This window comes from Leisingera sp. G5_S3_59_S7, assembly GCF_054968485.1.
Genome location: NZ_JBQKUH010000034.1, coordinates 1 through 22,138, shown reverse-complemented (window position 1 = coordinate 22,138; position 22,138 = coordinate 1). Strand labels below are relative to the sequence as shown.

Below are 22,138 nucleotides of genomic sequence, written 5' to 3'. Positions count from 1 at the left end.
GGCGTGCGTGGATCAGGCAGTGCTGACCGCAGCGTCCGGCTCAACAGTCTGCGCTGCATTCCGCTTGAGAAGCGTTTTCAGCTGCCCCCGGGACAGCCGCCTGGCGAACTTTATCCCGACATAGTCGTGGTCTTGCCGAAGGGCCTGAGCCTCTACCGGCGGCAGGCCGGTCACGCCGGCCGTCACATCTCCCGCGATGGCTGGCACGGTCTGGCCGTCCTCCAGACCCACCCGGACCTTGGCGCCCAGCCGGCTGATGTCCACAATCCGCGCCTCGAACCGGTAATCGCCGCATTTCAGGATGCAGGGCAGCGCGCAGGGATGGCGGCGGGACAGCCGCAGGCGCCGCCGGGCCAGGCGTTGCAGCACAAACGCAGCCGCAGCACCAAGAATAAGGGTCAGCAAAGAGCCGGCGATGACCGTCTCCTGCGGCAGCCGCTTCAGCTTGCCCAGGCCGCTCAGCGCGGCGCCGGCGGTGCCCTGCGGCGGGACATAGTTGCAGGGCAGGGGCACAATGCGCGCAGCATAAATCTGCAACAGCGCTTCAGTGCCCCGGCGTTGTGCATTTGCCGCGGCCTTTCTGCGACCGTGCCTGCGTTGGATTTCCAGCAGGCTTTTGTAGCGGGTGATCAAATCCAGCGTGGACCGCTCATAGCTCTGCATCCCGGCCCGGCGCAGCCGGATGCGCAGGTCCACCTGGGGATGGTCAACCAGCCAGTTGCGCAATCTGCGGGCTTCGCCGGTATCATTCCCGGTTTTCAGCATCTCGTGAAACTGGCGCATCTGATGCTGCATCATCACAAGATCCGACAGCAGCATGCAGGTCGCGCGGGAGGCGGAGGGCGCAGCGGCCGCCGCTGTGCCGCCCAGGGCAAGGATCAGGGCTGCGGCGGCTGAAAAAATGATGGGCTTGGCGGGCATCCGGGCGACTCGAGAAACTGTGTAGCGATCCCCTCCGGGTATATCTTGCCCGTCTTAATGCACGGCAAGCGGACGCAGCAAACTTCCGTTAAATCTTATCCGCGGCCGTCCGGTCAGGCAGGTTCGCCCAGTCAGGAAACCGGGCGGTCCTGCTGCTGCAGGGGCGCCCGTTTTCGTCATGGAATGCTGCACAGGCGGCAGACGGCGGGCATTGCGCCGCGGGGGCCGGGCTGCGGCTGCTAGATCCCCAGTCCGGGCGGCATCCGCGCTGCCCGCGGCGGGCCGTCCTCATCTTCCAGCGGGAAGGCTTCCAGCAGGCGATGCAGCTGCAGGAAGTTGAAATCCCTGGAGAACTTGACACCGAAATAGTCAGCCGTCTGCCACCGCACGCTGGCATCCAGGGTATAGCCGCCGAAACTGAGGGTCACCCGGGACGCAATTTCGCACGGGGCATCGGGGCGCACCTTGGCGCCGGCCCGGCTCAGGTCGACCAGGTGGGCCGGCACCGTCCGGCCGCCGGCCTGCAGCACGCATGGCACCGAGCAGGGATAGCGTTTGGTGCGGCGGATCTTGCGGATGCCGATCCGGTCGAGGAAATACAGCACGCTGCCGCCCAGCACCAGAAAGGACACCCAGGCGATGGCGGCATTGATGATCTGCTGGCGCTGGCGCGCGTCCGCGGCATTGATCGCAACCAGCTTGCTGCCGTCGCCGTCGTCCTTGACCTGGTCGCAGGGCAGGGCCTCGACCCGGATGCCGAATTCCGTGGCCAGATCCTGGATGCCCATGTGCCGGGCGCTTTCCAGCGCCGCGGCGCGGCCCTGGCTGTCGAGAATCTGCAGCACCATCGTTTGCTTTTTCAGCAGCTCCATCGTGCCGGGCTCAACGGATTGAATCCCCACCGCACGCATGCGCTGCCGCAGCGGCGCAGGCGGATTCGCGCTGATCCAGCTGCGCAGATGCTGCACGCTGTACGCCGCCTTGCCGGTGCTGAGATAGGAGAGAAACCCCTTGGTTGCCCGGTGCAGATCCGACAGGTCGCGGTGGACGGCACAGCCGGCGTTTGCAGGCCCGGGGGACAGGCCGATCACCAGCAGGGTTGCAGCTATGGAGAGCCATTGGCGCATGGCGGGGTCGTTCCTCAAATCCTTCGAGAACAGCAGAATGCCGCAAAGAAGCGAATGGGCGGTTAACGCGGCGGCCGCGGCGTGCGAAAACCTTGCGGCGGCAGCAGCCATGGCGCCCTCCGCCGCGCGGCACAGCGGCAAAACGCGTAAATGCGGAGAAAGAAGAAAGACCGCTTTTCAGCCGCTGAGCCAGGGCCGGTCCGCTTTGGATCAGGAACGGCAGCAAGCGCAGCAAAAAAAACGCGGGCTGGAGACAAAAGGCCCAGAGCTCCAGCCCGCTTTGGCAATCCTGGAGGACGGACGCCGAGTTTCGCGTTTTGATAGCTTCAACCTAAACCTGAGTGGTTAACCAAAGGTTCCCGCAATCTAAAATTGTTGTGATAACCGGTTTTCCGCCGCGTCACGGCTGCTGCCAGCCCGCTCTTGCACCTGCCGGCCATTCCAAGCTATTTGGACGGACGGATTGCCGAGGCAAAGGAGAGCAAGGAATGCGTCGAGTAGTTGTCACCGGACTGGGCCTGGTTACCCCTCTGGCCAGCGGAGTCGAGGAAAGCTGGACCCGGTTGCTGGACGGCCAGTCGGGCGCGGGCCCCATCACTCAGTTTGACGCCGAAGCAAGCGGCGTGACCACGACCTATGCCTGCGAGGTTCCGCGCGGCGATGGCAGCGGCGGCACGTTCAACCCGGACGACTGGGTTGCCAAGAAAGACCAGAAGAAAATTGACGACTTCATCCTCTACGGCATCGCTGCCGCGGACATGGCTGTGCGCGACGCCGGCTGGACGCCCGAGGATGAGGAAAGCCGCCTGCGCACCGGCGTGATGATCGGCTCCGGCATCGGTGGCCTGTCGTCGATCGCCGACACTGCCGTGATGATCAAGGAAAAAGGCCCCCGCCGGGTGTCGCCGTTCTTTATCCCCGGCGCACTGATCAACCTGATCTCCGGCCAGGTCTCGATCCGTTTCGGCTTCAAAGGCCCGAACCACTCCGTCGTGACCGCCTGTTCGACCGGCGCCCACGCCATCGGCGACGCGGCCCGCCTGATCAAATCCGGCGACGCCGACGTGATGATCGCGGGCGGCGCCGAGGCGGCGATCTGCGAGATCGGCATCGCGGGCTTTAACGCGTGCAAGGCGCTGTCGACTAAATACGCGGACGACCCCAAGAAAGCCTCGCGCCCCTATGACGCCGACCGTGACGGCTTTGTCATGGGCGAGGGCGCCGGCATCGTGGTGCTGGAAGACTACGAGCACGCCAAGGCCCGCGGCGCCAAGATCTATGCCGAGGTGCTGGGCTATGGCCTGTCGGGCGACGCCTATCACATCACCGCCCCCTCCGAGGACGGCGAAGGCGGCGAGCGTTCGATGCGCGCAGCCCTGAAGAACGCGGGCCTGGAGCCGTCGGCGGTTGACTATATCAACGCGCACGGCACCTCGACCATGGCCGACACCATCGAACTGGGCGCGGTGGAACGTCTGCTGGGCAACCACGCCGCCAATGTCACCATGTCCTCGACCAAATCCGCCACCGGCCACCTGCTGGGCGCGGCCGGCGCGATCGAGGCGATCTTCTCGATCCTGGCGATCCGCGACCAGGTGGCGCCGCCGACCATCAACCTCGACACCCCCGCGGTTGAAACCCCGGTCGACCTGGCCCCCAACGCCAAGCGCGAGCGTGAAATCAGCGTGGCGCTGTCGAACTCCTTCGGCTTTGGCGGCACCAACGCGTCGGTGATCTTCGGGAAACCTGACTGATGTGGCGCAGCCTCGCCTCAAACATGCTGACTGTCCTGATCGCCGCCCTGTTCCTGCTGGGCGGCATCATCCTGTGGGGGCAGTCGCAGTATACGGCTGACGGCCCGCTGGACACCGCCATCTGCCTGCGGGTGGAGCGCGGCTCCAACATGGCGCGCGTCAGCCGCGACCTGGAAGAGCAGGGCGCAGTCACCTCCGGCACCATCTTCCGCCTTGGCGCCAAATACAGCGAGAAGACCGGCCAGCTGAAGGCCGGCAGCTTCCTGGTGGAGCCGGGCGCCTCGATGGAGCGGATCGTCGACGAGATCACCCATTCCGGCGCCTCCACCTGCGGCACCGAAATCGTCTACCGCATCGGCGTGACCCGCACCCAGGCCGAGGTGCGCGAGCTGGATCCGGCAACGAACAAGTTCGCGGAAAAGGCGGAATTCATCCTTGGCGTGGACGAGGTGCCGGCTGAATACACCGAGACCCGCCAGGACGCCGACACCCGCTACCGCATCGCGCTGGCCGAAGGCGTGACCAGCTGGCAGGTGGTCGAGGCGCTGAAGGCGATGGACGTGCTGGACGGCGACCCCGGCGAACGCCCGGCAGAGGGCCTGCTGGCGCCTGACAGCTATGAGGTCACCCCCGGCACCCAACGCGCCGCCGTGCTGGCTGAGATGCAGGAGCGCCAGATGCTGCGCATCAACGCCGCCTGGGAAAGCCGCGCAGACGACGCTGCCGTCAAGACGCCTGAGGAGATGCTGATCCTGGCCTCGATCATCGAGAAGGAAACCGGCGTCGCCTCCGAGCGCGGTGTGGTGGCCTCGGTCTTCACCAACCGCCTGAACCGCGGCATGCGCCTGCAGACGGACCCGACGGTGATCTATGGCGTCACCAAGGGTGAGGGCATCCTGGGCCGAGGCCTGCGCCAAAGCGAACTGCGCAAGGCCACCCCCTGGAACACCTATGTGATCGAGGGCCTGCCGCCCACGCCCATCGCCAATCCCGGCATGGCCAGCCTGGAGGCCGCAGTGAACCCGGAGAGCACGGATTACGTGTTCTTCGTCGCCGACGGCACCGGCGGCCACGCCTTTGCCGAGACGCTGGACGAGCACAACAGGAACGTCGCCAAATGGCGCGAGATCGAAGCCCAGCAGAAGCAGAGCAACTGAGGCTGCGAGGGCAGGGCAGAAACAGAAAAGGGCGCCGGGTGGCGCCCTTTTTCATGGCCTGACACGACAGCAGGCAGCCACACCACTTTTCAGTAAACACGTTTTTCAGGTGTTTGCGGTTGCGTCCTGCGCGCCGCCGCCCTACATCCCGTAGCGGATGAATGGAGATTTTATGTCCCGGTAAGGAGGGGAGGCAGCAAGCCTCCCAGTGCAATACCTCTCATTGAATACCACCACCACGGCAGCGTGGCGGTGAATGAAGGGTTGCAGCGTTTCCTTACTTTTTTGCCGGGCGATGCCCGCATTCCAGACATGAAAGCCTACCCCAATGGTACGGGACTATTCCCAATTTCTTCCGCTCAGTCACCGTGACGGCGGTTCAAGCAGCCGTGTAACGCCTCTTCAGGCTCTCGGCTGGCAACCGTTCTTTTCCCAGCAAATCGGCATAGAAGACTTCAACGCCACACCGCCCGTCCGCGTCGTCCAGGTGCATCGCAATGCGCTGCACGTCCTCGGCGACAGCATCGACACCACCCTTCCGCCCCGGCAGGATGTGACTGTCGGCGACTGGCTGCTGCTGGATCGCACCCGGCCGCACTCCAGCCGGGTGCTTAACAGAAGCAGCCTGATCAAGCGGCGTGCGCCCGGCACCGGCCGGGACGAGCAGCTGATCGCCGCAAACATCGACACGGCCTTTATCGTTTCGTCCTGCAACCAGGATTTCAACGTGCCGCGGTTCGAACGGTATATCGCCCTGGCCTTCGAGGCGCGGATCACGCCGGTGATCGTCTTGACCAAGGCGGACCAGGTTGCGGACCCGCAAACCTACCTTGATGCGGCCCGCACGATCTCGGACACGGTTGAAGCCGTCGCGCTGGACGCGCGCGGCGATGAGCCTCAAAGCGTGCTCGCAGCCTGGTGCAAGCCAGGTAAAACAGTTGCGTTTCTGGGGTCCTCAGGCGTCGGGAAATCCACCCTCGCCAATGCTCTCTTGAACAGCCAAACGATAGACACGCAGGAAATCCGTGAAGACGACTCCAAGGGCCGGCACACCACGACGCGCCGCGAGCTTCATTCCATGCCAAACGGCTGCATGATCCTGGATACTCCAGGCATGCGGGAATTGCAGCTGACGGATGCCGAAGCCGGAATTGACGACGTTTTCGCCGATATACAGCAGTTGTCGCTTGGATGCCGGTTCAAGGATTGCAAGCACGATACGGAACCGGGCTGCGCAGTCGCGCAAGCCATCGAACAGGGCGCAATCGACGCCTCCCGGCTTGCCCGGTGGCGCAAGCTCAAGGCGGAAAACGCCTTCAATTCAGCCAGCCTTGCCGAACGCAGGTCCAGGGACAAGGCTTTTGGAAAGATGGTGCGCGGCGTTAAGAAACTGAAAGAGAGCCGGAGGTGAACCGATGAGCATGTCAAAAACCGGCCAGGTCGTCTGGCACGATCTGTTCACGTCAGACACGGACCGCGCAATGGCGTTTTACAAGTGCGTCGCGGGGTGGAGCTATGTGATTGAGCACTCCACGGACTTCGCGTGGGGCGGTGGCGCGAAGAACTTCATTCTCGCCCTTTCCGGCGATGAGGCCGGGGCCGGTATTGTACCGGCGCCGCGCGGAGTGGCAGAGGGCTGGCTCACCTACGTCGAAGTCCCCGATGTGGACGCCGCGCTGCACCAGGCGGAGTTGCATGGCGGCAGTGTCGTCAGGCACCCCTTCGAAGTTCCAGGCGTCGGGCGCAACGCGGTTATCCGTGACCCGCTGGGCGCGCTGATCGGGGTCTCGCTGTCGCGCCACAGCTTTCCTGTGCCGCGCCGGCAGTTCGGACCTGAAGTCTACCTGTCGGACACTGGCGCCTTTCCCGATGCATTTTACAGGGAGGTTTTGGGGTGGCAGGCTGCTGAGCCCCGGACACTGGGGCAGGGCGGCCTTGCCATCTCCGGCCCTTCTGGCGGCCTGACCGCGGTCCTGCAACAGCCGGAATGGGGGACAGGCGTGCAAGCTATCTGGGTGCCAAGCATCCGGATCGCCGCGCTGGAGGAGGCGCAAAGCGCTGCAGAGGCCAATGGGGCGTGCCTCTTGAACCGCGGCTCAGTTGAGAATGGTGCGGCGCACAGCGTCGCCCTGCGCGATCCCGGCGGTGCGCTGGCCATGCTGAGCGACATGCCGGCCAGCCCGTCCAGGTGACCTGCGGGCGGGGCGTTGCGGACCCACCGTTCGCACCCCTTCCCATAACCCTTGACTTTTCCAGTACAATCGCGTATAGGTTGTAAGGCAGCTGGAAGAAACATGGACGGCCCCGGACCCCTCCACCGGTGGCCGTCCTGTCTTTCTCTCGTGCGGACAATAACGCATGAGGCAGAGCAACCCATGACAGATAACACACACGATCAGGACGGCGCCGCCGTGCTGCAGCGGCAGGTGCATTTCACCGCCGATCTCCTGCGCTCGCTGCAGGAGAGCATTCACCGTCTGAGAAACGAGGCGGAGGAGCTCCGGGAGCAGCTCGAAACCACCGGCGGCGACGAAGCCACCGGCGCCAAGGGACAGATCAGCAAGCTTGAAGGGCTGATCCGGGACTGCCAGAAAGTGGAGAAAGTCATTGCAGAACAAAGCACCGAATTCGCCCGTATGCTCAAATCCGAGCACGAACTCGATCTCGGCGCGGCGCGCGCAGCTGTCGAATGCGGACTTTCTCGCCTGCGTGCCGCCCTCGCTCCTGAGCTTCTTCTTGGATGAGCTGGACCGCAAATCGCTCTGCGCGCTGCCGCATCTGTTCCACATCTGGGCGCTGGATCACCAGCGCCCGCCGGATGGCGGCTGGCGCGCCTGGGTGATCCTGGGCGGCCGCGGCGCGGGCAAGACGCGGGCAGGGGCCGAATGGGTCCGCTCGCTGGCCGAAGGGGCCCGCCCGCACGACCCCGGCACCGCCCGCCGCATCGCGCTGGTGGCGGAAACCTATGACCAGGTGCGCGACGTGATGATCCACGGCGACAGTGGCATCCTGGCCTGTTCGCCCCCCGACCGCCGCCCCAAGTGGAAAGCGTCGGAGCGCAAGCTGATCTGGCCCAATGGCGCCGAGGCGCAGGCGTTCTCCGCCCACGATCCCGAGGCATTGCGCGGCCCCCAGTTCGACGCCGCCTGGGCGGATGAGCTGGCAAAGTGGCGAAAGGGACAGGAGAGCTGGGACATGCTGCAATTTGCCCTGCGCCTGGGCCAGGACCCGCGCGTCTGCGTCACCACCACGCCCCGCAACGCGCCCGTGCTGAAACGCCTCCTGGCCTCGCCCAGCACCGTCACCACCCACGCCCCGACTGAGGCCAACCGCGCCAACCTCGCGCCCTCATTCCTAACGGAGGTGCGCGCACGTTACGCCGGCACCCGGCTGGGCAGGCAGGAGCTGGACGGGGTGATGCTGTCGGACATCCAGGGCGCGCTCTGGACCACCGCGGCACTGGTGGAAGCCCAGGTGGCAGAACCGCCACCCTTGGACCGGGTGGTGGTGGCCGTCGACCCGGCGGTGAGTGCCGGCAAGGACTCGGATGCCTGCGGCATCGTGGTGGCGGGCGCGATCACCCACGGCCCGCCGCAGGACTGGCAGGCCTATGTGCTGGCGGATTGCACCGTCCAGGGTTACGGACCGCTCGCCTGGGCGCAGGCGGTGATCGCCGCCCGCGACAGGTTTGGTGCCGAAAGGGTGGTGGCAGAGGTCAACCAGGGCGGCGCCCTGGTGGAGACCGTGCTGCGCCAGGCCGACCCGCTGGTGCCGTTCCGCGCCCTGCACGCGAAGAAGGGCAAATCCGCCCGAGCCGAACCGGTGGCAGCACTCTACGAACAGGGCCGGGTGTTTCACCTGCCGGGGCTTGGAGATCTGGAAGACCAGATGTGCCAGATGACCCCGCAGGGCTACTGCGGCAGCGGCTCGCCCGACCGGGTCGATGCGCTGGTCTGGGCCCTGCATGAGCTGATCATCCAGCCCGCTGCCAACCTGCGCAGGCCGCAGGTGCGGGTCTTATAGCCCCATCCCAAAGCTGACCGCCCGGCCGCCAGGCCGGGCAGCGCCCGTCCCGCCCCCCACGGGGCGGGCGCTTCGCTTCCTCCTCGTCGGGACGGGCGCCGCCCTAAGCACTTCGCAACACCGGGTAAAACTCATCAAAAGTGAATAATCACAGTGCCTTGCGGGTGGGTGTTGCGCCCCCGCCGTACGCACCGCTTCCCAGATCTTCAGCCCTTTCTGCCACTAATGATCCTCAGCAAAGGCGCACCAGCCCCACAGGGCCAGCAGCGCCGGATAGGAACAACCTGAGGAGCGGACCATGGTCTTTGACCTGCTGCGGCGCAAAACGCCGGACCCCCGGAAACCGGACCCCAAAAACCCGGGCCTGGAACAGAAGGCCAGCCAGACCGCCCGCGTGGTCTCCTGGCACGGCGCCGGCCGCATCGCCTGGAGCCCGCGCGACACCGTCTCTCTGACCCGCAGCGGCTTTGCCGGCAATCCGGTCACCCACCGGGTGATCCGCCTGATCGCAGAGGCCGCCGCCGCCGTGCCGCTGGTGCTGCAAGACAGCCGCCAGCGCTTTGACACCCACCCCTGGCTGGCGCTGCTGGCCCGTCCCAACCCGGCCCAGACCCAGGCTGAGATGCTGGAGGCGCTCTACGGCCACCTTCTGCTCTCTGGCAACGCCTATATCGAAATGGTCGCGACAGAGGACGCCAGCCCCGCAGAACTGCATGTGCTGCGCTCCGACCGGATGAACGTGGTGCCCGGCCCGGACGGCTGGCCCGCAGGCTTTGATTACGTGGTGGGCGGGCGCAAACACCGCTTCGCACACGAGCCGGGCAAATCCCCGGTCTGCCATATCAAGAGCTTCCACCCGCAGGATGACCACTATGGCCTCTCAGCCCTGCAATCGGCGGCGATGGCGATTGACGTCCACAACGCCGCCTCCCGCTGGTCCAAGGCGCTCTTGGATAATGCGGCCCGACCCTCTGGCGCGCTGGTCTGGACCGGCTCCGACGGTCAGGGCCAAATGTCCGACGATCAATTCCGCCATCTAAGCGAAGAAATTCAAACAAATTTCCAGGGTGCCCAGAATGCCGGCCGCCCGATGGTGCTGGAGGGCGGACTGGACTGGAAGCCGATGGGCTTCTCGCCTTCTGACATGGAATTCCAAAAGACCAAGGACACCGCCGCCCGCGAAATCGCGCTGGCCTTCGGGGTGCCGCCGATGCTCCTTGGCATCCCCGGCGATGCTACCTACGCCAACTATCAGGAGGCTCACCGCGCCTTCTACCGGCTGACCGTGCTGCCCCTGGTGTCCAAGGTCACCGCCGCGCTGTCCGGCTGGCTGGCCGCCTGGACCGGCGAAGAGCTGTGCCTGAAGCCCGACCTCGACCAACTGCCCGCCTTGGCGGCCGAGCGCGAGGCGCAGTGGCGGCGCATCATTTCCGCAGATTTCCTCACACCCGCGGAAAAGCGGCAGCTGCTGGGGCTGCCCGCAGAAACCCCGCCCCCATGCCGCACTGAGGGCGGGCAGATGGAGGGCGGACAGGATGACTGAGCACCCGATGCACGCATTTGATTGTTCCCCGGGATTGCGCCTGTCCGCCCATGAGCGGGTGGCCCAGATCCAGCACGACGCCGTGAACCGCCGCCTTGACCGGATCGAACAGATGATGGAGCGGCTGGAAAAACGCCTCTGGCTCACCGTCTACGGCGTCGCGGCGGTGATCCTGGCGCAGGCCTTCCAATCCTTCCTGACGGTGCAATTTCCGTAACTCCAACGACTTGCGAGGCAAAGACGATGCAGGGAACACCCCAGCTGGAACATAAATTCGCACGCTTCGGCGAGGATCTCTCGCTGAAGGACGCTACCGAAATCGAGGGCTACGCCAGCCTGTTCGGCCAGACCGACCAGGGCGGCGATGTGGTGCAGCGCGGCGCCTATGCGGCCTCGCTCAAGGCGCTCCGCGATCAGGGCCGAACGGTCAAGATGCTGTGGCAGCACGACCCCGCCCAGCCCATCGGCGTCTGGGACGAAGTGCGCGAGGATGCCCGCGGCCTGTACGTCAAGGGCCGCATTGTCACTGCCACCCCCAAGGGCGCCGAGGCCGCCGCGCTGATCGAAGCAGGCGCGATTGACGGCCTCTCCATCGGCTACCGCACCCAGAAAGCCACCCGCGCCCAGGACGGCACCCGCCGCCTGACCCAGGTGGAGCTGTGGGAGGTGTCTCTGGTCACCTTCCCGATGCTGCCCGCCGCGCGGGTGGCAGCAAAATCCTCCGCCGATGCGGAAGCACAAGCGCTGCGCGCACTGGCCGACGGCCTGCGCCAGATAACCCGTGACCTCAGAACAGGACAACCAACATGAGCAACCAAGACCTCCCGGCCCAAACCGGGGATGCAGCGCCCCTGGCGCATGAAGTGAAACAGGCCATCTCCGGCTTTCTTCATGAATTCAAGGGGTTTCAGGATGACGTGCAATCAAGGCTGAAACAGGCAGAAGAGCGAGTGACCATGCTGGACCGTAAGACAATCTCTCAGAACCGCCCCCATCTGGCAGCCAGCCAGGACGCGGGCGCGCCGCACCAGAAGGCGTTCAACGCCTACCTGCGCAGCGGCGACGACGACGGCCTGCGCGGCCTGGAACTGGACGGCAAATCCATGTCCACCGCCGTGGGCAGCGACGGCGGCTACCTGGTCGACCCGCAGACCTCCGATACCGTCAAGGCGGTGCTGAACGCCTCCGCCTCGATCCGCGCCGTGGCCTCCGTGGTGCATGTGGAGGCCTCAAGCTATGACGTGCTGATCGACCACAGCGAAATGGGCGCCGGCTGGGCCAATGAAACCGGCCCGGCAGCGGAGACCTCCACCGGCAACATCGACCGCATCTCTATCCCGCTGCATGAACTGAGCGCGCTGCCCAAGGCTTCGCAGCGGCTGCTGGACGACAGCGCCTTTGATATCGAGGGCTGGCTGGCAGGCCGCATCGCCGACAAATTCGCGCGCTCCGAGGCTGACGCCTTCATCAACGGCGACGGCATCGACAAGCCCACCGGCTTCCTCAACTACAACGTCGAGGAAAACGACAGCTGGACCTGGGGCAACATCGGCTACAAGGCCACCGGCGTCGATGGCGAGGTCGGCAACGGCGACGCGATCATCGACCTGGTCTATGCGCTGGGGGCGGAATACCGCGCCAACGCGACTTTCATAATGAACTCCAAGACCGCGGGAATGCTGCGGAAATTGAAGGACGCTGATGGCCGCTTCCTGTGGTCCGACGGCCTGGCCGCGGGTGAGCCTGCGCGCCTGATGGGCTACCCGGTGCTGATCGCTGAGGACATGCCGGACCCGGCTGCCAACAGCTTCCCCATCGCCTTCGGCGACTTCCGCGCCGGCTATACCATTGCCGAACGCCCGGACCTGCGCGTGCTGCGCGACCCCTTCAGCGCCAAACCGCATGTGCTGTTTTACGCGACCAAGCGCGTCGGCGGCGACGTCAGCGACTTTGCCGCAATCAAGCTGATGAAATTCGGCCTGAGCTGACCGCTCAGCGCTGATGGCGGACCGGCAGCCCGGTCCGCCGGCTGGCACGCACCCCGTATTTCCTTGCCGTCTAGCTGCTCCCCCTCCGTCCGAGCGGCAGGGAACGGTGCGTGCCGGCCGAACCTTCAACGGACAGCAGATCAGGGCCGCCAAGGGGGAGGCCCGCAGGAGTGAGATGATGATGCTGAGCGAAGTGACCCCCGTGCCCGAGGCCGCCCTGCCGCTGGCCCCCTTCAAGGCGCACCTGCGTCTGGGCACCGGCTTTGGCGAGGACAGCCTGCAGGACGAGGTGCTGTTTGGCTTCCTGCGCGCCGCCCTGGCCGCGATCGAAGGAAGGACCGGCAAGGCACTGATTACCCGCGGTTTTGAGCTGGAGATCCGCCACTGGCGCGACCGCACCCGGATGGTGCTGCCGATCGCTCCGGTGCAAGCTGTGACAGAGGTGATGATCCGCGACGCCGCAGGGGCTGAAACGGTTCTGAACGCAGCCCTCTACAGCCTCGAACGGGACAGCCAGCGGCCCAGCCTGCGCCCTGCCGGCAGCCTGCTGCCCGCCATCCCCGCCGGCGGCCTGGCACGGATCACCCTGCAGGCTGGCATGGCCGCGGACTGGGGCGGTTTGCCTGCCGATCTGGGCCAGGCGGTGATGCTGCTGGCGGCGCATTACTACGAATACCGGGCCGACACCGGCCTGCACGGCGGCTGCATGCCCTTTGGCGTCACCAGCCTGATCGAACGCTACCGCAGCCTGCGGCTGACCTTGGGAGGCCTGGCATGAAACGCCCCCCGAACCTGACCCGAAAACTGGTGCTGGAAGACCCCCAGCGCATCCCCGACGGCGCCGGCGGTTACACGGAAACCTGGGTGGCGCTTGGCACCCTGTGGGCCGAAGTGAAATCCCTGAGCGGCCGCATGGCAGGCGATAGTGTGTCTTTGCAGAAATACCGCATCACCCTGCGCGCCAGCCCCGATGGTTTTGCATCCCGCCCGCGCCCGGATCAGCGGTTCCGCGCCAGAAACCGTCTCTATCGCATTGATGCGGTTGCGGAAAACGACCCCGACGCCCGCTACCTGACATGCTTCGCGGTTGAGGAGGTGAGCGGATGACCTATGCCATCGCAGGCGGTCTGCAATCCGCCGTCTACACCCATCTCACGGGCGATGCGGGCCTCACCGCGCTGGTCGGCAATGCGATCTACGACGCCATCCCCGCAGGCCCCTTGCCGCAGACCTATGTGGCCTTGGGATCAGAGGAAGTGCTGGACCGATCCGACAAGACCGCAGGCGGGGCGGAGCACCGGTTCTTTGTCACCGTTACCACGGACACCGCCGGTTTCGCCGGCGCCAAGGCCGCTGCCGCGGCGGTCTGCGATGCGCTGGTGGGCGCCCAGGTGCCGCTGCCGCGCGGGCGGCTGACGGGCCTGTGGTTCGACCGCGCCAAGGCGGAGCGGCTGACCACTGGCGGCAGGCAGATCACCCTGCGCTTTCGCGCCCGGGTGGATGACGTTTGAGTTGGCCCGCTAAGGGCAGAGCCCGTCCGCGGGCGGAAACGAAGTGCCCGCCCAGGGGGGCGGACCCTTGGATCTCAGTTGGAGAAACCCCATGACAGTTCAAAACGGCAAGGACCTTTTGGTCAAAGTGGACATGAACGGCGCAGGCCAGTTCGAAACCATCGCGGGCCTGCGCGCCACCCGCATCAGCTTCAACGCCGAAAGCGTCGATGTGACGAGCCTTGAAAGCCAGGGCGGCTGGCGCGAACTGCTGGCAGGCGCCGGCGTCCGCTCCGCCAGCATCTCCGGCTCCGGAATCTTCCGGGACGAGGCAACCGACGAACGCGCCCGTCAGCTGTTCTTTGACGGGCTGACGCCGGAGTTCCAGGTGATCATCCCCGACTTCGGCATCGTGCAGGGGCCGTTTCAGGTGACCGCACTGGAATATGCCGGCAGCCACAATGGCGAGGCGACCTATGAACTCTCGCTCGCCAGCGCCGGACAGCTCAGCTTTGCGGCGGTGTGACCGATGGTGAACCCGAACGCAGGCGAGGCGGAATTGCTCGTGAATGGAACGCCTTATGCGCTGAAGCTGACACTGGGCGCACTGGCGGGGCTGGAGGCCGCGCTGGAGGAAGGCACGCTGGTCGATCTGGTGCAGCGGTTTGAACAGGGCCGGTTTTCCGCCCGCGACGTGCTGGCGCTGCTGGCGGCCGGCCTGCAGGGCGGCGGATATGATCTCAGCCGCGAAGACCTGGCATCTGCCGCCATCACCGGCGGGCCGATGCAGGCGGCGCGGGTGGCGGCGGAACTGCTGGTGCGCAGCTTTGCCGTGCCGGAGAGCAAATGACTGCGCTCGACTGGCCCGCCCTGATGCGCGCCGGGATGGCGGGGCTGAGGCTGCTGCCGCGTGACTTCTGGCAGCTGACCCCGGCGGAGCTGCGGCTGATGCTGGGCGATGCTGCCACGCCGCAGCCCTTGGGCCGCGACCGGCTGGCGGCCTTGATGCAGGCCTTCCCGGACCGGCCTGCGCCGCAGAACAAGGAGACAACAGATGACTGATTCATCCTCAATGGCGGAACTGGAATTGCAGGGCGAGGCTTTGGGCGAAGCACTGGACGGTGCCTCTGGAATGGCCGCAGCCTTTGCAGAAGTGCTGGGGCGGGTCAAGGAGGGGTTCTCTGAAACCGGCCGCGATGCGCAGATCCTGGACCGCAGTCTTTCCAAGGGCTTACGGCGCGCTTTTGAGGGGCTGGCCTTTGACGGCGACAGCCTGTCGGAGGCGATGGACACGCTGGCCCGCAGCATGATCCGCACCACCTACAACGCGGCGATGAAGCCGGTGACCAATCATATCAGCGGGATGATGACCGACGGGCTCACCTCGCTGATCGGCGGCATGCTGCCCTTTGCCGATGGCGCGGCTTTCAGCCAGGGCAAGGTGATGCCGTTTGCCAAGGGCGGGATCGTGACCAGCCCGACAACCTTCCCGATGCGCGGCGCCACCGGGCTGATGGGCGAGGCCGGGCCGGAGGCCGTTCTGCCGCTGACCCGCGGCGCGGACGGCTCGCTGGGCGTGCGCAGCCAAGGCGGCGGCGGGGTGAGCGTGGTGATGAATGTCTCCACCCCGGACGTCAAAGGCTTTGAACGCAGCCGCAGCCAGATCGCCGCGCAGCTGTCGCGCGCGCTGTCCCGCGGCGGGCGCAACCGTTAAGGATGGAAGGTAACCACATGAATTTTCACGAAGTCCGCTTTCCCGCCTCGCTCAGCTTCGGCTCTGTCGGCGGCCCGGAACGGCGCACCGATGTGGTGACGCTGGCCAACGGGTTCGAGGAGAGGAACACCCCCTGGGCGCACTCCCGCCGCCGTTATGACGCCGGGCTGGGCCTGCGCGCGCTGGAGGACATCGAGACGCTCATCGCCTTTTTCGAGGCCCGCCAGGGGCAGCTGTATGGCTTCCGCTGGAAGGACTGGAGCGATTACAAATCCGCCCGGCCCAGCGCCGAACCCGATTTCCGCGACCAGGTGATCGCCACCGGCGATGGCAGCACCGTGACGTTCCAGCTGGCCAAGACCTACCGCTCCGGCGCATTCACGTATCATCGCCCGATTGCCAAACCGGTGGCGGGCACGGTGCGGGTCGGCATCGAACAGGATGAGCTGCGCGAGAGCGTCGATTATGAACTGGACACCGCCACCGGTCTGATCACCCTGGCGCACCCGCCCGAAGCGGGCCTCAGCATCAATGCCGGGTTTGAATTCGACGTGCCGGTGCGGTTCGACACCGCCAGCATCCAGACCAGCGTCGCCTCGTTCCAGGCCGGTGAGGCGCCCGCGGTGCCGGTGGTGGAGGTGCGGGTATGAGCAGTCTTTCCAAGGCGTTGCAGGCGCATCTTCAGTCCGGCATCACCACCGTCTGCCGCGCCTGGGCGCTGGAGCGGAGGGACGGAACGGTGCTGGGCTTCACCGATCACGATTGTGTGCTGCGCTTTGATGGCGTGGATTTTCAGCCCGGCAGTGGCCTCACCGCGCGCGCGGTGCAACAGGCCACCGGCCTGTCTGTCGACAACACAGAGGCGCTGGGGGTGCTGAGCGACGCCGCCGTGCGGGAGGATGACATCGAGGCCGGCCGGTTCGACGGCGCCGGGGTGCGCTGCTGGCTGGTCAACTGGCAGGATGTTTCGATGCGCTGGCTGCAGTTCCGCGGCTCCATCGGTGAGATCCGCCGGGCCGGCGGCGCCTTTGAGGCGGAGCTGCGCGGGCTGAGCGAAGCGCTGAACAGGCCGCAGGGGCGGATTTATCAGAAGCCCTGCACCGCGGTGCTGGGCGATGCCGCTTGCAGATTTGATCTGGACACGCCCGGCTATGCGGCGGAACTGGCCGCCGCGGAGGTGGAGCGCAATGAGGTGTTCCGCTGGGACGCCCTGCAGGGGTTTGAGCCGGACTGGTTCACCGGCGGGCGGCTGACGGTCCTCAGCGGCGCGGCCGAGGGGCTTTGGGCGGCGGTGAAAGCCGACCAGACCTCGGCGGATGGCCGCAGGATCACGCTGTGGGAGCCGGTCCGGGCCGCGGTTCAGCCGGGTGACATGCTGCGGCTGGAGGCGGGCTGCGACAAGCGGATGGAAACCTGCCGGCTGAAATTCAACAACCTGCTGAACTTCCAGGGGTTCCCGGACATTCCGGGCGAGGACTGGGTGATGGCGGTGCCGCGCCAGTCGGGCATGAACACCGGGGGCAGCAGGCGATGAGCCGGGTGGTGCAGGCCGCCCGCGGCTGGATCGGCACGCCTTATGTGCATCAGGCCTCCTGCAAGGGGGCGGGCTGCGATTGCCTGGGCCTGATCCGGGGGCTGTGGCGGGAGCTGTGCGGCGCCGAGCCGGAACTGCCGCCCGCCTATACGATGGACTGGTCAGAGCCGCAGGGGGCTGAGGTGCTTTGGCAGGCGGCGGCGCGGCATCTGGCGGCGAAGACTCTGCGCGATGCCGCTCCGGGTGATGTGATCCTGTTCCGGATGCGGGAGGGATCGGTGGCCAAGCATCTGGGGGTGCAGTCCGCGGTTGGTGAAGATGAGCTGAGGGCTGCGCCTGCCGGGGGGCATGCAGGCGCAACCCGGCGTGCCGCCGGGCGGTACGTTCGTGTTTCAGCCCCCGCCTTCATCCACGCATACGCCGGCCACGGGGTTGTCGAAAGCCCGCTGAGCCCGCCCTGGCAGCGCCGCATCGTGGCGCGGTTTCACTTCCCGAAGGAGCTGATCTGATGGCAACCATTCTTCTCTCGGCCGCAGGCGCGGCGGTTGGCGGCGCAATCGGCGGCACTGTGGCGGGCCTCTCATCCGCGGTGATCGGCCGGGCGGTGGGCGCCACGCTGGGCCGCATGATCGACGACCGCCTGCTGGGCTCAGGCTCCGCCCCGGTGGAAACCGGCAAGGTCGACCGCTTCCGCCTGACCCAGTCCAGCGAGGGCAGCCCCGCCGCGCAGGTCTATGGCCGGATGCGGCTGGGCGGGCAGGTGATCTGGTCCTCGCGGTTTCTGGAAACCTCCACCACCAGCGGCGGCGGCGGCAAGGGCCGTCCCAGCCAGCCGCAGGTCACCAGCTACAGCTATTCCGTGTCGCTGGCGATTGCGCTGTGCGAGGGGGAAATCGCCCATGTCGCCCGCATCTGGGCCGACGGCGAGGAAGTGGCGCCCAAGGATCTGAACATGACCGTTTACCGCGGCACACAGGACCAGCTGCCCGACCCGGTGATGGAGGCGATCGAGGGCGCAGGCGAGGTGCCTGCCTACCGCGGCACAGCCTATGTGGTGTTTGAGAACCTGGAGCTGTCGCGCTTTGGCAACCGGGTGCCGCAGTTTTCCTTTGATGTGCTGCGGCCGGAGCAGCCGGACAGCCGGACATTTGCGCAGGATCTGGGCCAGCTGGTGCAGGGGGTGGCGCTGATGCCCGGCACCGGCGAATACGCGCTGGCCGCCGGGACGGTGCTGTACTCCGGCGGGCCGGGCGATGCTAAGGCCGCCAATGAGCATACGCCCTCGGGGCTGAGCGATCTCAAGACCTCGCTCAACGCGCTGGAGGCGGAGCTGCCGTCCTGCGGCGCGGCCTCGCTGATCGTGTCCTGGTTCGGCGATGACTTGCGCTGCGGCACCTGCACGCTGACACCGAAGGTGGAGCATAAGGAGGCTGAGGGCAGTATGCCCTGGAGCGTCAGCGGGCTGACCCGCGAGAGCGCGGCGCAGGTGCTGACGCAGGAGGGCACGCCGCTTTATGGCGGCACGCCCGCCGATGCCTCGGTGATCCAGGCGATCCGGGAGATGCGAGGCAGGGGCCTGAGGGTGATGTTCTATCCCTTCATTCTGATGGATCAGGCCGAGGGCAACGCATTGCCCGATCCCTGGACCGGTGGCGCCAGCCAGCCGCATCTGCCCTGGCGTGGCAGGATCACACTGTCCGCCGCGCCGGGGCAGCCTGGCTCGCCCGATGGCACCGCGGCGGCGGATGCGGAGGTGGTGGCGTTTTTCGGCACCGTCACCGCGGCGGATTTCACTGTGGGCGACGGCACCGTCGCCTACAGCGGGCCGCAGGAATGGAGCCTCAGCCGGTTTATCCTGCACAACGCTGCGCTCTGTGCGGCGGCGGGCGGGGTGGAGGCGTTCTGCATCAGCTCCGAGATGCGGGCGCTGACGCAGATCCGCGGCGCCAGCGGCTTTCCTGCGGTGGAAGCCCTGCGGGCCTTGGCGGCGGAGGTGCGCCTGCTGCTGGGGGCAGAGACCAAGATCGGCTATGCCGCCGACTGGTCCGAATACTGGGGCTATCAATCGCCGGAGGGCGACCGGTATTTCCACCTTGACCCGCTGTGGGCGGACCCTGAGATCGACTTTATCGGTATCGACAATTACATGCCGCTGAGCGACTGGCGAGAGGGGGAGGATCACCTGGACGCGCGCTCCGGCGTGCCGGCGATCTATGACCTGGATTACCTGCGCAGCAACGTGGAGGGCGGTGAGGGGTTTGACTGGTATTACCACTCGCCCGAGGCCGAAGCGGCGCAGATCCGCACTCCGATCACTGACGGCGCCCATGATGAGCCCTGGATCTGGCGCTACAAGGATATCCGCAGCTGGTGGATGCACGAGCATCACGAGCGGATCGGCGGGGTGCGCCAGGCCGCACCGACCGCCTGGGTGCCGCAGAGCAAACCGGTTTGGTTCACCGAACTGGGCTGCGCTGCCATAGACAAGGGCACCAACCAGCCGAACAAGTTCCTGGACCCGAAAAGCTCAGAATCGAAACTGCCGAAATATTCCAATGGGTTGCGTGACGATCTGATCCAGGTCCATTACTTGCGCGCGATCCTTGGCTATTGGGGCGAGGAAGCCAACAATCCGGTCTCGGACGAATACGGCGATCGCATGCTGGATATGTCCAACGCCTATGTCTGGGCCTGGGACGCGCGGCCGTTTCCGGCTTTCCCCAGCCGGCTGGAGATCTGGAACGACGGCGAGAACTACCTGCGCGGCCATTGGCTGAACGGGCGGGCCGGGCAGCGCACGCTGGCCTCGGTGGTGGCAGAGGTGTGCCGGCGCGCGGGGCTGGAGGCGTTCGATGTCTCGCAGCTTTACGGCGTGGTGCATGGCTATGTGAACCCGGATGTGAGCGATGCGCGCGCGGTGCTGCAGCCCCTGATGCTGCGGCATGGGTTCGATGCGGTGGAGCGCGACGGGACGCTGCAGTTCCGGATGCGCAGCGGCACCGGGGCTGAGGCGCTGGCGCTGGAGCATCTGGCCGAAAGCGAGGAGCTGGAGGGCACGCTGGAGCTGGCCCGCGCCAGCGAGGCGGAACTGGCGGGGCGGGTGCGGCTGCGGTTCACCGAATGGGGCGGCGACCATGCCGCCGGATCGGTGGAGGCGGTCTTGCCCGATGAGGCCACCCATGCCGTCAGCCAGAGTGAGCTGCCGATGGCGCTGACCGGTGCCGAGGCGCGCCAGGTGGCCGGGCGCTGGCTGGCGGAGGCGCGGATCTCGCGCGATACGCTGCGGTTCCAGCTGCCGCCCTCGATGCTGCATCTGGGCGCGGGGGACGTGGTCTCGCTGCCGCTGGAAGGCGGCGATCAGCTCTACCGTATCGACCGGCTGGAACAGGGCGAGGCGCAGCTGGCGGAGGCGGTGCGGATCGAGCCTGGCACCTATGACCTGGCCGCGGTGGCGGAGGAGCTTCCGGGCGTCAATGCCTTTGCAGCACCTGGACCGGTGCTGCCCCTGTTCCTGGACCTGCCCTTGATGCGCGGTGACGAGGTGCCCCATGCGCCGCATCTGGCGCTGACGGCGCAGGCCTGGCCGGGCAGCGTGGCGGTCTACGGCTCCGGGGCGGATGAGAATTACGCGCTGGAGCAGGTGATCGCCGCGCGGCAGGTGGTCGGGGTCACCGAAACGCCGCTGTATGGCGCCGGAGCAGGGCGCTGGGATCTGGGCGCGGATCTGCAGGTGAAGCTGATTTCCGGTGCCTTGGAAAGCCGCACTGTTGAGGCGGTGCTGAACGGCGCCAATGCGGCCGTCATCGGCGATGGCAGGTCGGGCAACTGGGAGCTGTTCCAGTTCCGCGAGGCGGAGCTGATTGCGCCGCAGACCTATCTTCTGCGGGGGCGGTTGCGCGGCCAGCAGGGCACTGACGGGGTGATGCCGCAGGTCTGGCCTGCGGGGTCTTTTGTCGTGCTGCTGGACGGCACGCCGGTGCAGATGGAGCTGGCGCCGGAACTGCGCCGCCGGCTGCGGCATTACCGGATCGGGCCTGCGCGCCGGGCGCTGGAGGATCCGTCTTATGTGCATCTGCAGGAGAGCTTCGAGGGCATCGGGCTGCGCCCCTATGCGCCGGTGCATCTGCGGCTGAGCGGGGTGCTGGGTGAGGACATTGCGGCCAGCTGGATACGCCGCACCCGGATCGAGGGCGACAGCTGGGAGCTGGAGGAGGTGCCGCTGGGCGAGGAGTTGGAATCCTACCGCATCCGGGTGATGCGCGGGGCCACGGTGCTGCGGGAGGAGACCGCGGCCGCGCCGGACTGGACATACCCGGCAGCGGCGCAGGCGGCGGACGGGGTGCAGGCCGGAGATATTCTGGAGGTGGCCCAGCGGTCGGCGCGGTTTGGTGCCGGGCCTGCGGCGAAGGTTGAGCTGGGATGATCCGTCCGGTGCTGCCGGGGGATGTGACCGCGGTGGCGCGGGCCTTGCTGGCGGCGCCGGGGAGCGAACGGTTGCGCCTGTGCCGCCGCATTTTCGGCGGCGCGGCGGAGGCAGCGGCGCATTGCCGGCTGTTCGGCCGCCTGCATCCGCGCTGGGGCGATGGATCTTTAAACGCCGCGGCCCGGTGGTTTGGGTTGGCGGATGAACCGTTTCTGGATGATCCGGAGTACCTCAGCTGCACCCGGCTGGTGCTGCGGGAACTGGCGGAAGCGGTTGTGGCGGACGGGGAAGCTCCCGCCCGCTGATCCGTGCAGGGAACCTGCCCGGCCGGCAGTTGGGCGCAGCGCCGCCTTGCGGCGGCGCGGGTGCGCAGCCCGGCAGGCTGGCGGGGTCAAGGAGGGCCGCAGGCCCCCGCGCCCTGGCGCGGCTTGTCCTTGAGGCTGCCAGGCTGGCCTGACACTTGG

25 protein-coding genes are annotated in these 22,138 nt (G+C 66.7%); 23 read left to right on the top strand and 2 right to left on the bottom strand.

All coding sequences use genetic code 11. The features are described from left to right. Nucleotides 1-12 precede the first annotated feature (12 nt). Both ACTRWG_RS15000 and ACTRWG_RS14995 read right to left on the bottom strand, forming a co-directional pair. Nucleotides 13-921: a PilZ domain-containing protein gene (locus ACTRWG_RS15000; protein ID WP_027237794.1), complete on the bottom strand. Its 909-nt coding sequence runs from the start codon at nucleotides 919-921 to the stop codon at nucleotides 13-15. Between the two features lie 239 nt (nucleotides 922-1,160). Continuing rightward, a complete protein-coding gene (locus ACTRWG_RS14995; protein WP_027237793.1) occupies nucleotides 1,161-2,048 on the bottom strand; it encodes a PilZ domain-containing protein in 888 nt (295 codons plus the stop codon). Between ACTRWG_RS14995 and ACTRWG_RS14990 the strand changes: the two genes are divergently transcribed. From ACTRWG_RS14990 to ACTRWG_RS14880, 23 genes are all read left to right on the top strand, one after another. Then, a complete protein-coding gene (locus ACTRWG_RS14990) occupies nucleotides 2,047-2,397 on the top strand; it encodes a hypothetical protein (protein WP_027237792.1) in 351 nt (116 codons plus the stop codon). The two genes, ACTRWG_RS14995 and ACTRWG_RS14990, sit on opposite strands and share 2 nt — an antisense overlap. A 139-nt stretch (nucleotides 2,398-2,536) precedes the next feature. Further along, a complete protein-coding gene (gene fabF / locus ACTRWG_RS14985) occupies nucleotides 2,537-3,802 on the top strand; it encodes a beta-ketoacyl-ACP synthase II (protein WP_027237791.1) in 1,266 nt (421 codons plus the stop codon). Continuing rightward, on the top strand, nucleotides 3,802-4,959 hold the full coding sequence (gene mltG, locus ACTRWG_RS14980; RefSeq protein ID WP_462829528.1) for an endolytic transglycosylase MltG: 1,158 nt from the start codon (nucleotides 3,802-3,804) through the stop codon (nucleotides 4,957-4,959). The genes fabF and mltG overlap by 1 nt, the downstream gene beginning before the upstream one ends. A gap of 328 nt (nucleotides 4,960-5,287) precedes the next feature. Further along, entirely contained in the window at nucleotides 5,288-6,370 is a 1,083-nt protein-coding gene (rsgA, locus tag ACTRWG_RS14975) for a ribosome small subunit-dependent GTPase A (protein ID WP_462829527.1), read from the top strand. Nucleotides 6,371-6,374: 4 nt separating this feature from the next. Then, on the top strand, nucleotides 6,375-7,151 hold the full coding sequence (locus ACTRWG_RS14970) for a VOC family protein (RefSeq protein WP_462829526.1): 777 nt from the start codon (nucleotides 6,375-6,377) through the stop codon (nucleotides 7,149-7,151). A 183-nt stretch (nucleotides 7,152-7,334) separates the two neighbouring features. Continuing rightward, nucleotides 7,335-7,703 carry a hypothetical protein gene (locus ACTRWG_RS14965; RefSeq protein ID WP_051357847.1) on the top strand — a complete coding sequence of 123 codons (369 nt, stop codon included), beginning with the start codon at nucleotides 7,335-7,337 and terminating at the stop codon, nucleotides 7,701-7,703. Then, the gene (locus tag ACTRWG_RS14960) at nucleotides 7,696-8,982 is read left to right on the top strand and encodes a DNA-packaging protein (RefSeq protein WP_027237786.1); all 1,287 of its coding nucleotides are present in this window, start codon (nucleotides 7,696-7,698) and stop codon (nucleotides 8,980-8,982) included. Before ACTRWG_RS14965 ends, ACTRWG_RS14960 begins: the two co-directional genes overlap by 8 nt. 298 nt (nucleotides 8,983-9,280) lie before the next feature. Continuing rightward, on the top strand, nucleotides 9,281-10,525 hold the full coding sequence (locus tag ACTRWG_RS14955; RefSeq protein ID WP_027237785.1) for a phage portal protein: 1,245 nt from the start codon (nucleotides 9,281-9,283) through the stop codon (nucleotides 10,523-10,525). Next, a complete protein-coding gene (locus tag ACTRWG_RS14950) occupies nucleotides 10,518-10,742 on the top strand; it encodes a GTA head formation protein, RCAP_rcc01685 family (RefSeq protein WP_027237784.1) in 225 nt (74 codons plus the stop codon). Before ACTRWG_RS14955 ends, ACTRWG_RS14950 begins: the two co-directional genes overlap by 8 nt. Nucleotides 10,743-10,768: 26 nt before the next feature. After that, entirely contained in the window at nucleotides 10,769-11,335 is a 567-nt protein-coding gene (locus ACTRWG_RS14945; protein ID WP_027237783.1) for an HK97 family phage prohead protease, read from the top strand. Then, entirely contained in the window at nucleotides 11,332-12,513 is a 1,182-nt protein-coding gene (locus tag ACTRWG_RS14940) for a phage major capsid protein (protein ID WP_027237782.1), read from the top strand. The genes ACTRWG_RS14945 and ACTRWG_RS14940 overlap by 4 nt, the downstream gene beginning before the upstream one ends. A 178-nt stretch (nucleotides 12,514-12,691) precedes the next feature. Further along, nucleotides 12,692-13,291, top strand: coding sequence for a head-tail connector protein (locus tag ACTRWG_RS14935; RefSeq protein ID WP_259969380.1), 600 nt, complete (start codon nucleotides 12,692-12,694; stop codon nucleotides 13,289-13,291). Next, nucleotides 13,288-13,620: a head-tail adaptor protein gene (locus ACTRWG_RS14930; protein WP_027237780.1), complete on the top strand. Its 333-nt coding sequence runs from the start codon at nucleotides 13,288-13,290 to the stop codon at nucleotides 13,618-13,620. Before ACTRWG_RS14935 ends, ACTRWG_RS14930 begins: the two co-directional genes overlap by 4 nt. After that, on the top strand, nucleotides 13,617-14,024 hold the full coding sequence (locus ACTRWG_RS14925) for a DUF3168 domain-containing protein (RefSeq protein WP_027237779.1): 408 nt from the start codon (nucleotides 13,617-13,619) through the stop codon (nucleotides 14,022-14,024). Before ACTRWG_RS14930 ends, ACTRWG_RS14925 begins: the two co-directional genes overlap by 4 nt. Nucleotides 14,025-14,115: 91 nt before the next feature. Continuing rightward, the gene (locus ACTRWG_RS14920) at nucleotides 14,116-14,529 is read left to right on the top strand and encodes a phage major tail protein, TP901-1 family (RefSeq protein WP_027237778.1); all 414 of its coding nucleotides are present in this window, start codon (nucleotides 14,116-14,118) and stop codon (nucleotides 14,527-14,529) included. Nucleotides 14,530-14,532: 3 nt separating this feature from the next. After that, nucleotides 14,533-14,853 carry a gene transfer agent family protein gene (locus ACTRWG_RS14915; protein ID WP_027237777.1) on the top strand — a complete coding sequence of 107 codons (321 nt, stop codon included), beginning with the start codon at nucleotides 14,533-14,535 and terminating at the stop codon, nucleotides 14,851-14,853. After that, nucleotides 14,850-15,065: a rcc01693 family protein gene (locus tag ACTRWG_RS14910; protein WP_027237776.1), complete on the top strand. Its 216-nt coding sequence runs from the start codon at nucleotides 14,850-14,852 to the stop codon at nucleotides 15,063-15,065. Before ACTRWG_RS14915 ends, ACTRWG_RS14910 begins: the two co-directional genes overlap by 4 nt. Then, a complete protein-coding gene (locus tag ACTRWG_RS14905; protein ID WP_027237775.1) occupies nucleotides 15,058-15,717 on the top strand; it encodes a phage tail tape measure protein in 660 nt (219 codons plus the stop codon). Before ACTRWG_RS14910 ends, ACTRWG_RS14905 begins: the two co-directional genes overlap by 8 nt. A 17-nt stretch (nucleotides 15,718-15,734) precedes the next feature. Beyond that, the gene (locus ACTRWG_RS14900) at nucleotides 15,735-16,367 is read left to right on the top strand and encodes a DUF2460 domain-containing protein (protein WP_027237774.1); all 633 of its coding nucleotides are present in this window, start codon (nucleotides 15,735-15,737) and stop codon (nucleotides 16,365-16,367) included. Next, complete coding sequence (locus ACTRWG_RS14895) at nucleotides 16,364-17,251, top strand: DUF2163 domain-containing protein (protein WP_027237773.1); 888 nt, start codon at nucleotides 16,364-16,366, stop codon at nucleotides 17,249-17,251. The genes ACTRWG_RS14900 and ACTRWG_RS14895 overlap by 4 nt, the downstream gene beginning before the upstream one ends. Beyond that, on the top strand, nucleotides 17,248-17,760 hold the full coding sequence (locus tag ACTRWG_RS14890; RefSeq protein ID WP_027237772.1) for a C40 family peptidase: 513 nt from the start codon (nucleotides 17,248-17,250) through the stop codon (nucleotides 17,758-17,760). Before ACTRWG_RS14895 ends, ACTRWG_RS14890 begins: the two co-directional genes overlap by 4 nt. Next, nucleotides 17,760-21,674 (top strand): baseplate multidomain protein megatron, encoded by a 3,915-nt coding sequence (locus ACTRWG_RS14885; protein ID WP_462829525.1) that lies wholly within the window; start codon nucleotides 17,760-17,762, stop codon nucleotides 21,672-21,674. Before ACTRWG_RS14890 ends, ACTRWG_RS14885 begins: the two co-directional genes overlap by 1 nt. Then, nucleotides 21,671-21,979, top strand: coding sequence for a DUF7742 family protein (locus ACTRWG_RS14880; protein ID WP_462829524.1), 309 nt, complete (start codon nucleotides 21,671-21,673; stop codon nucleotides 21,977-21,979). Before ACTRWG_RS14885 ends, ACTRWG_RS14880 begins: the two co-directional genes overlap by 4 nt. The last annotated feature ends 159 nt before the right edge of the window (nucleotides 21,980-22,138 follow it).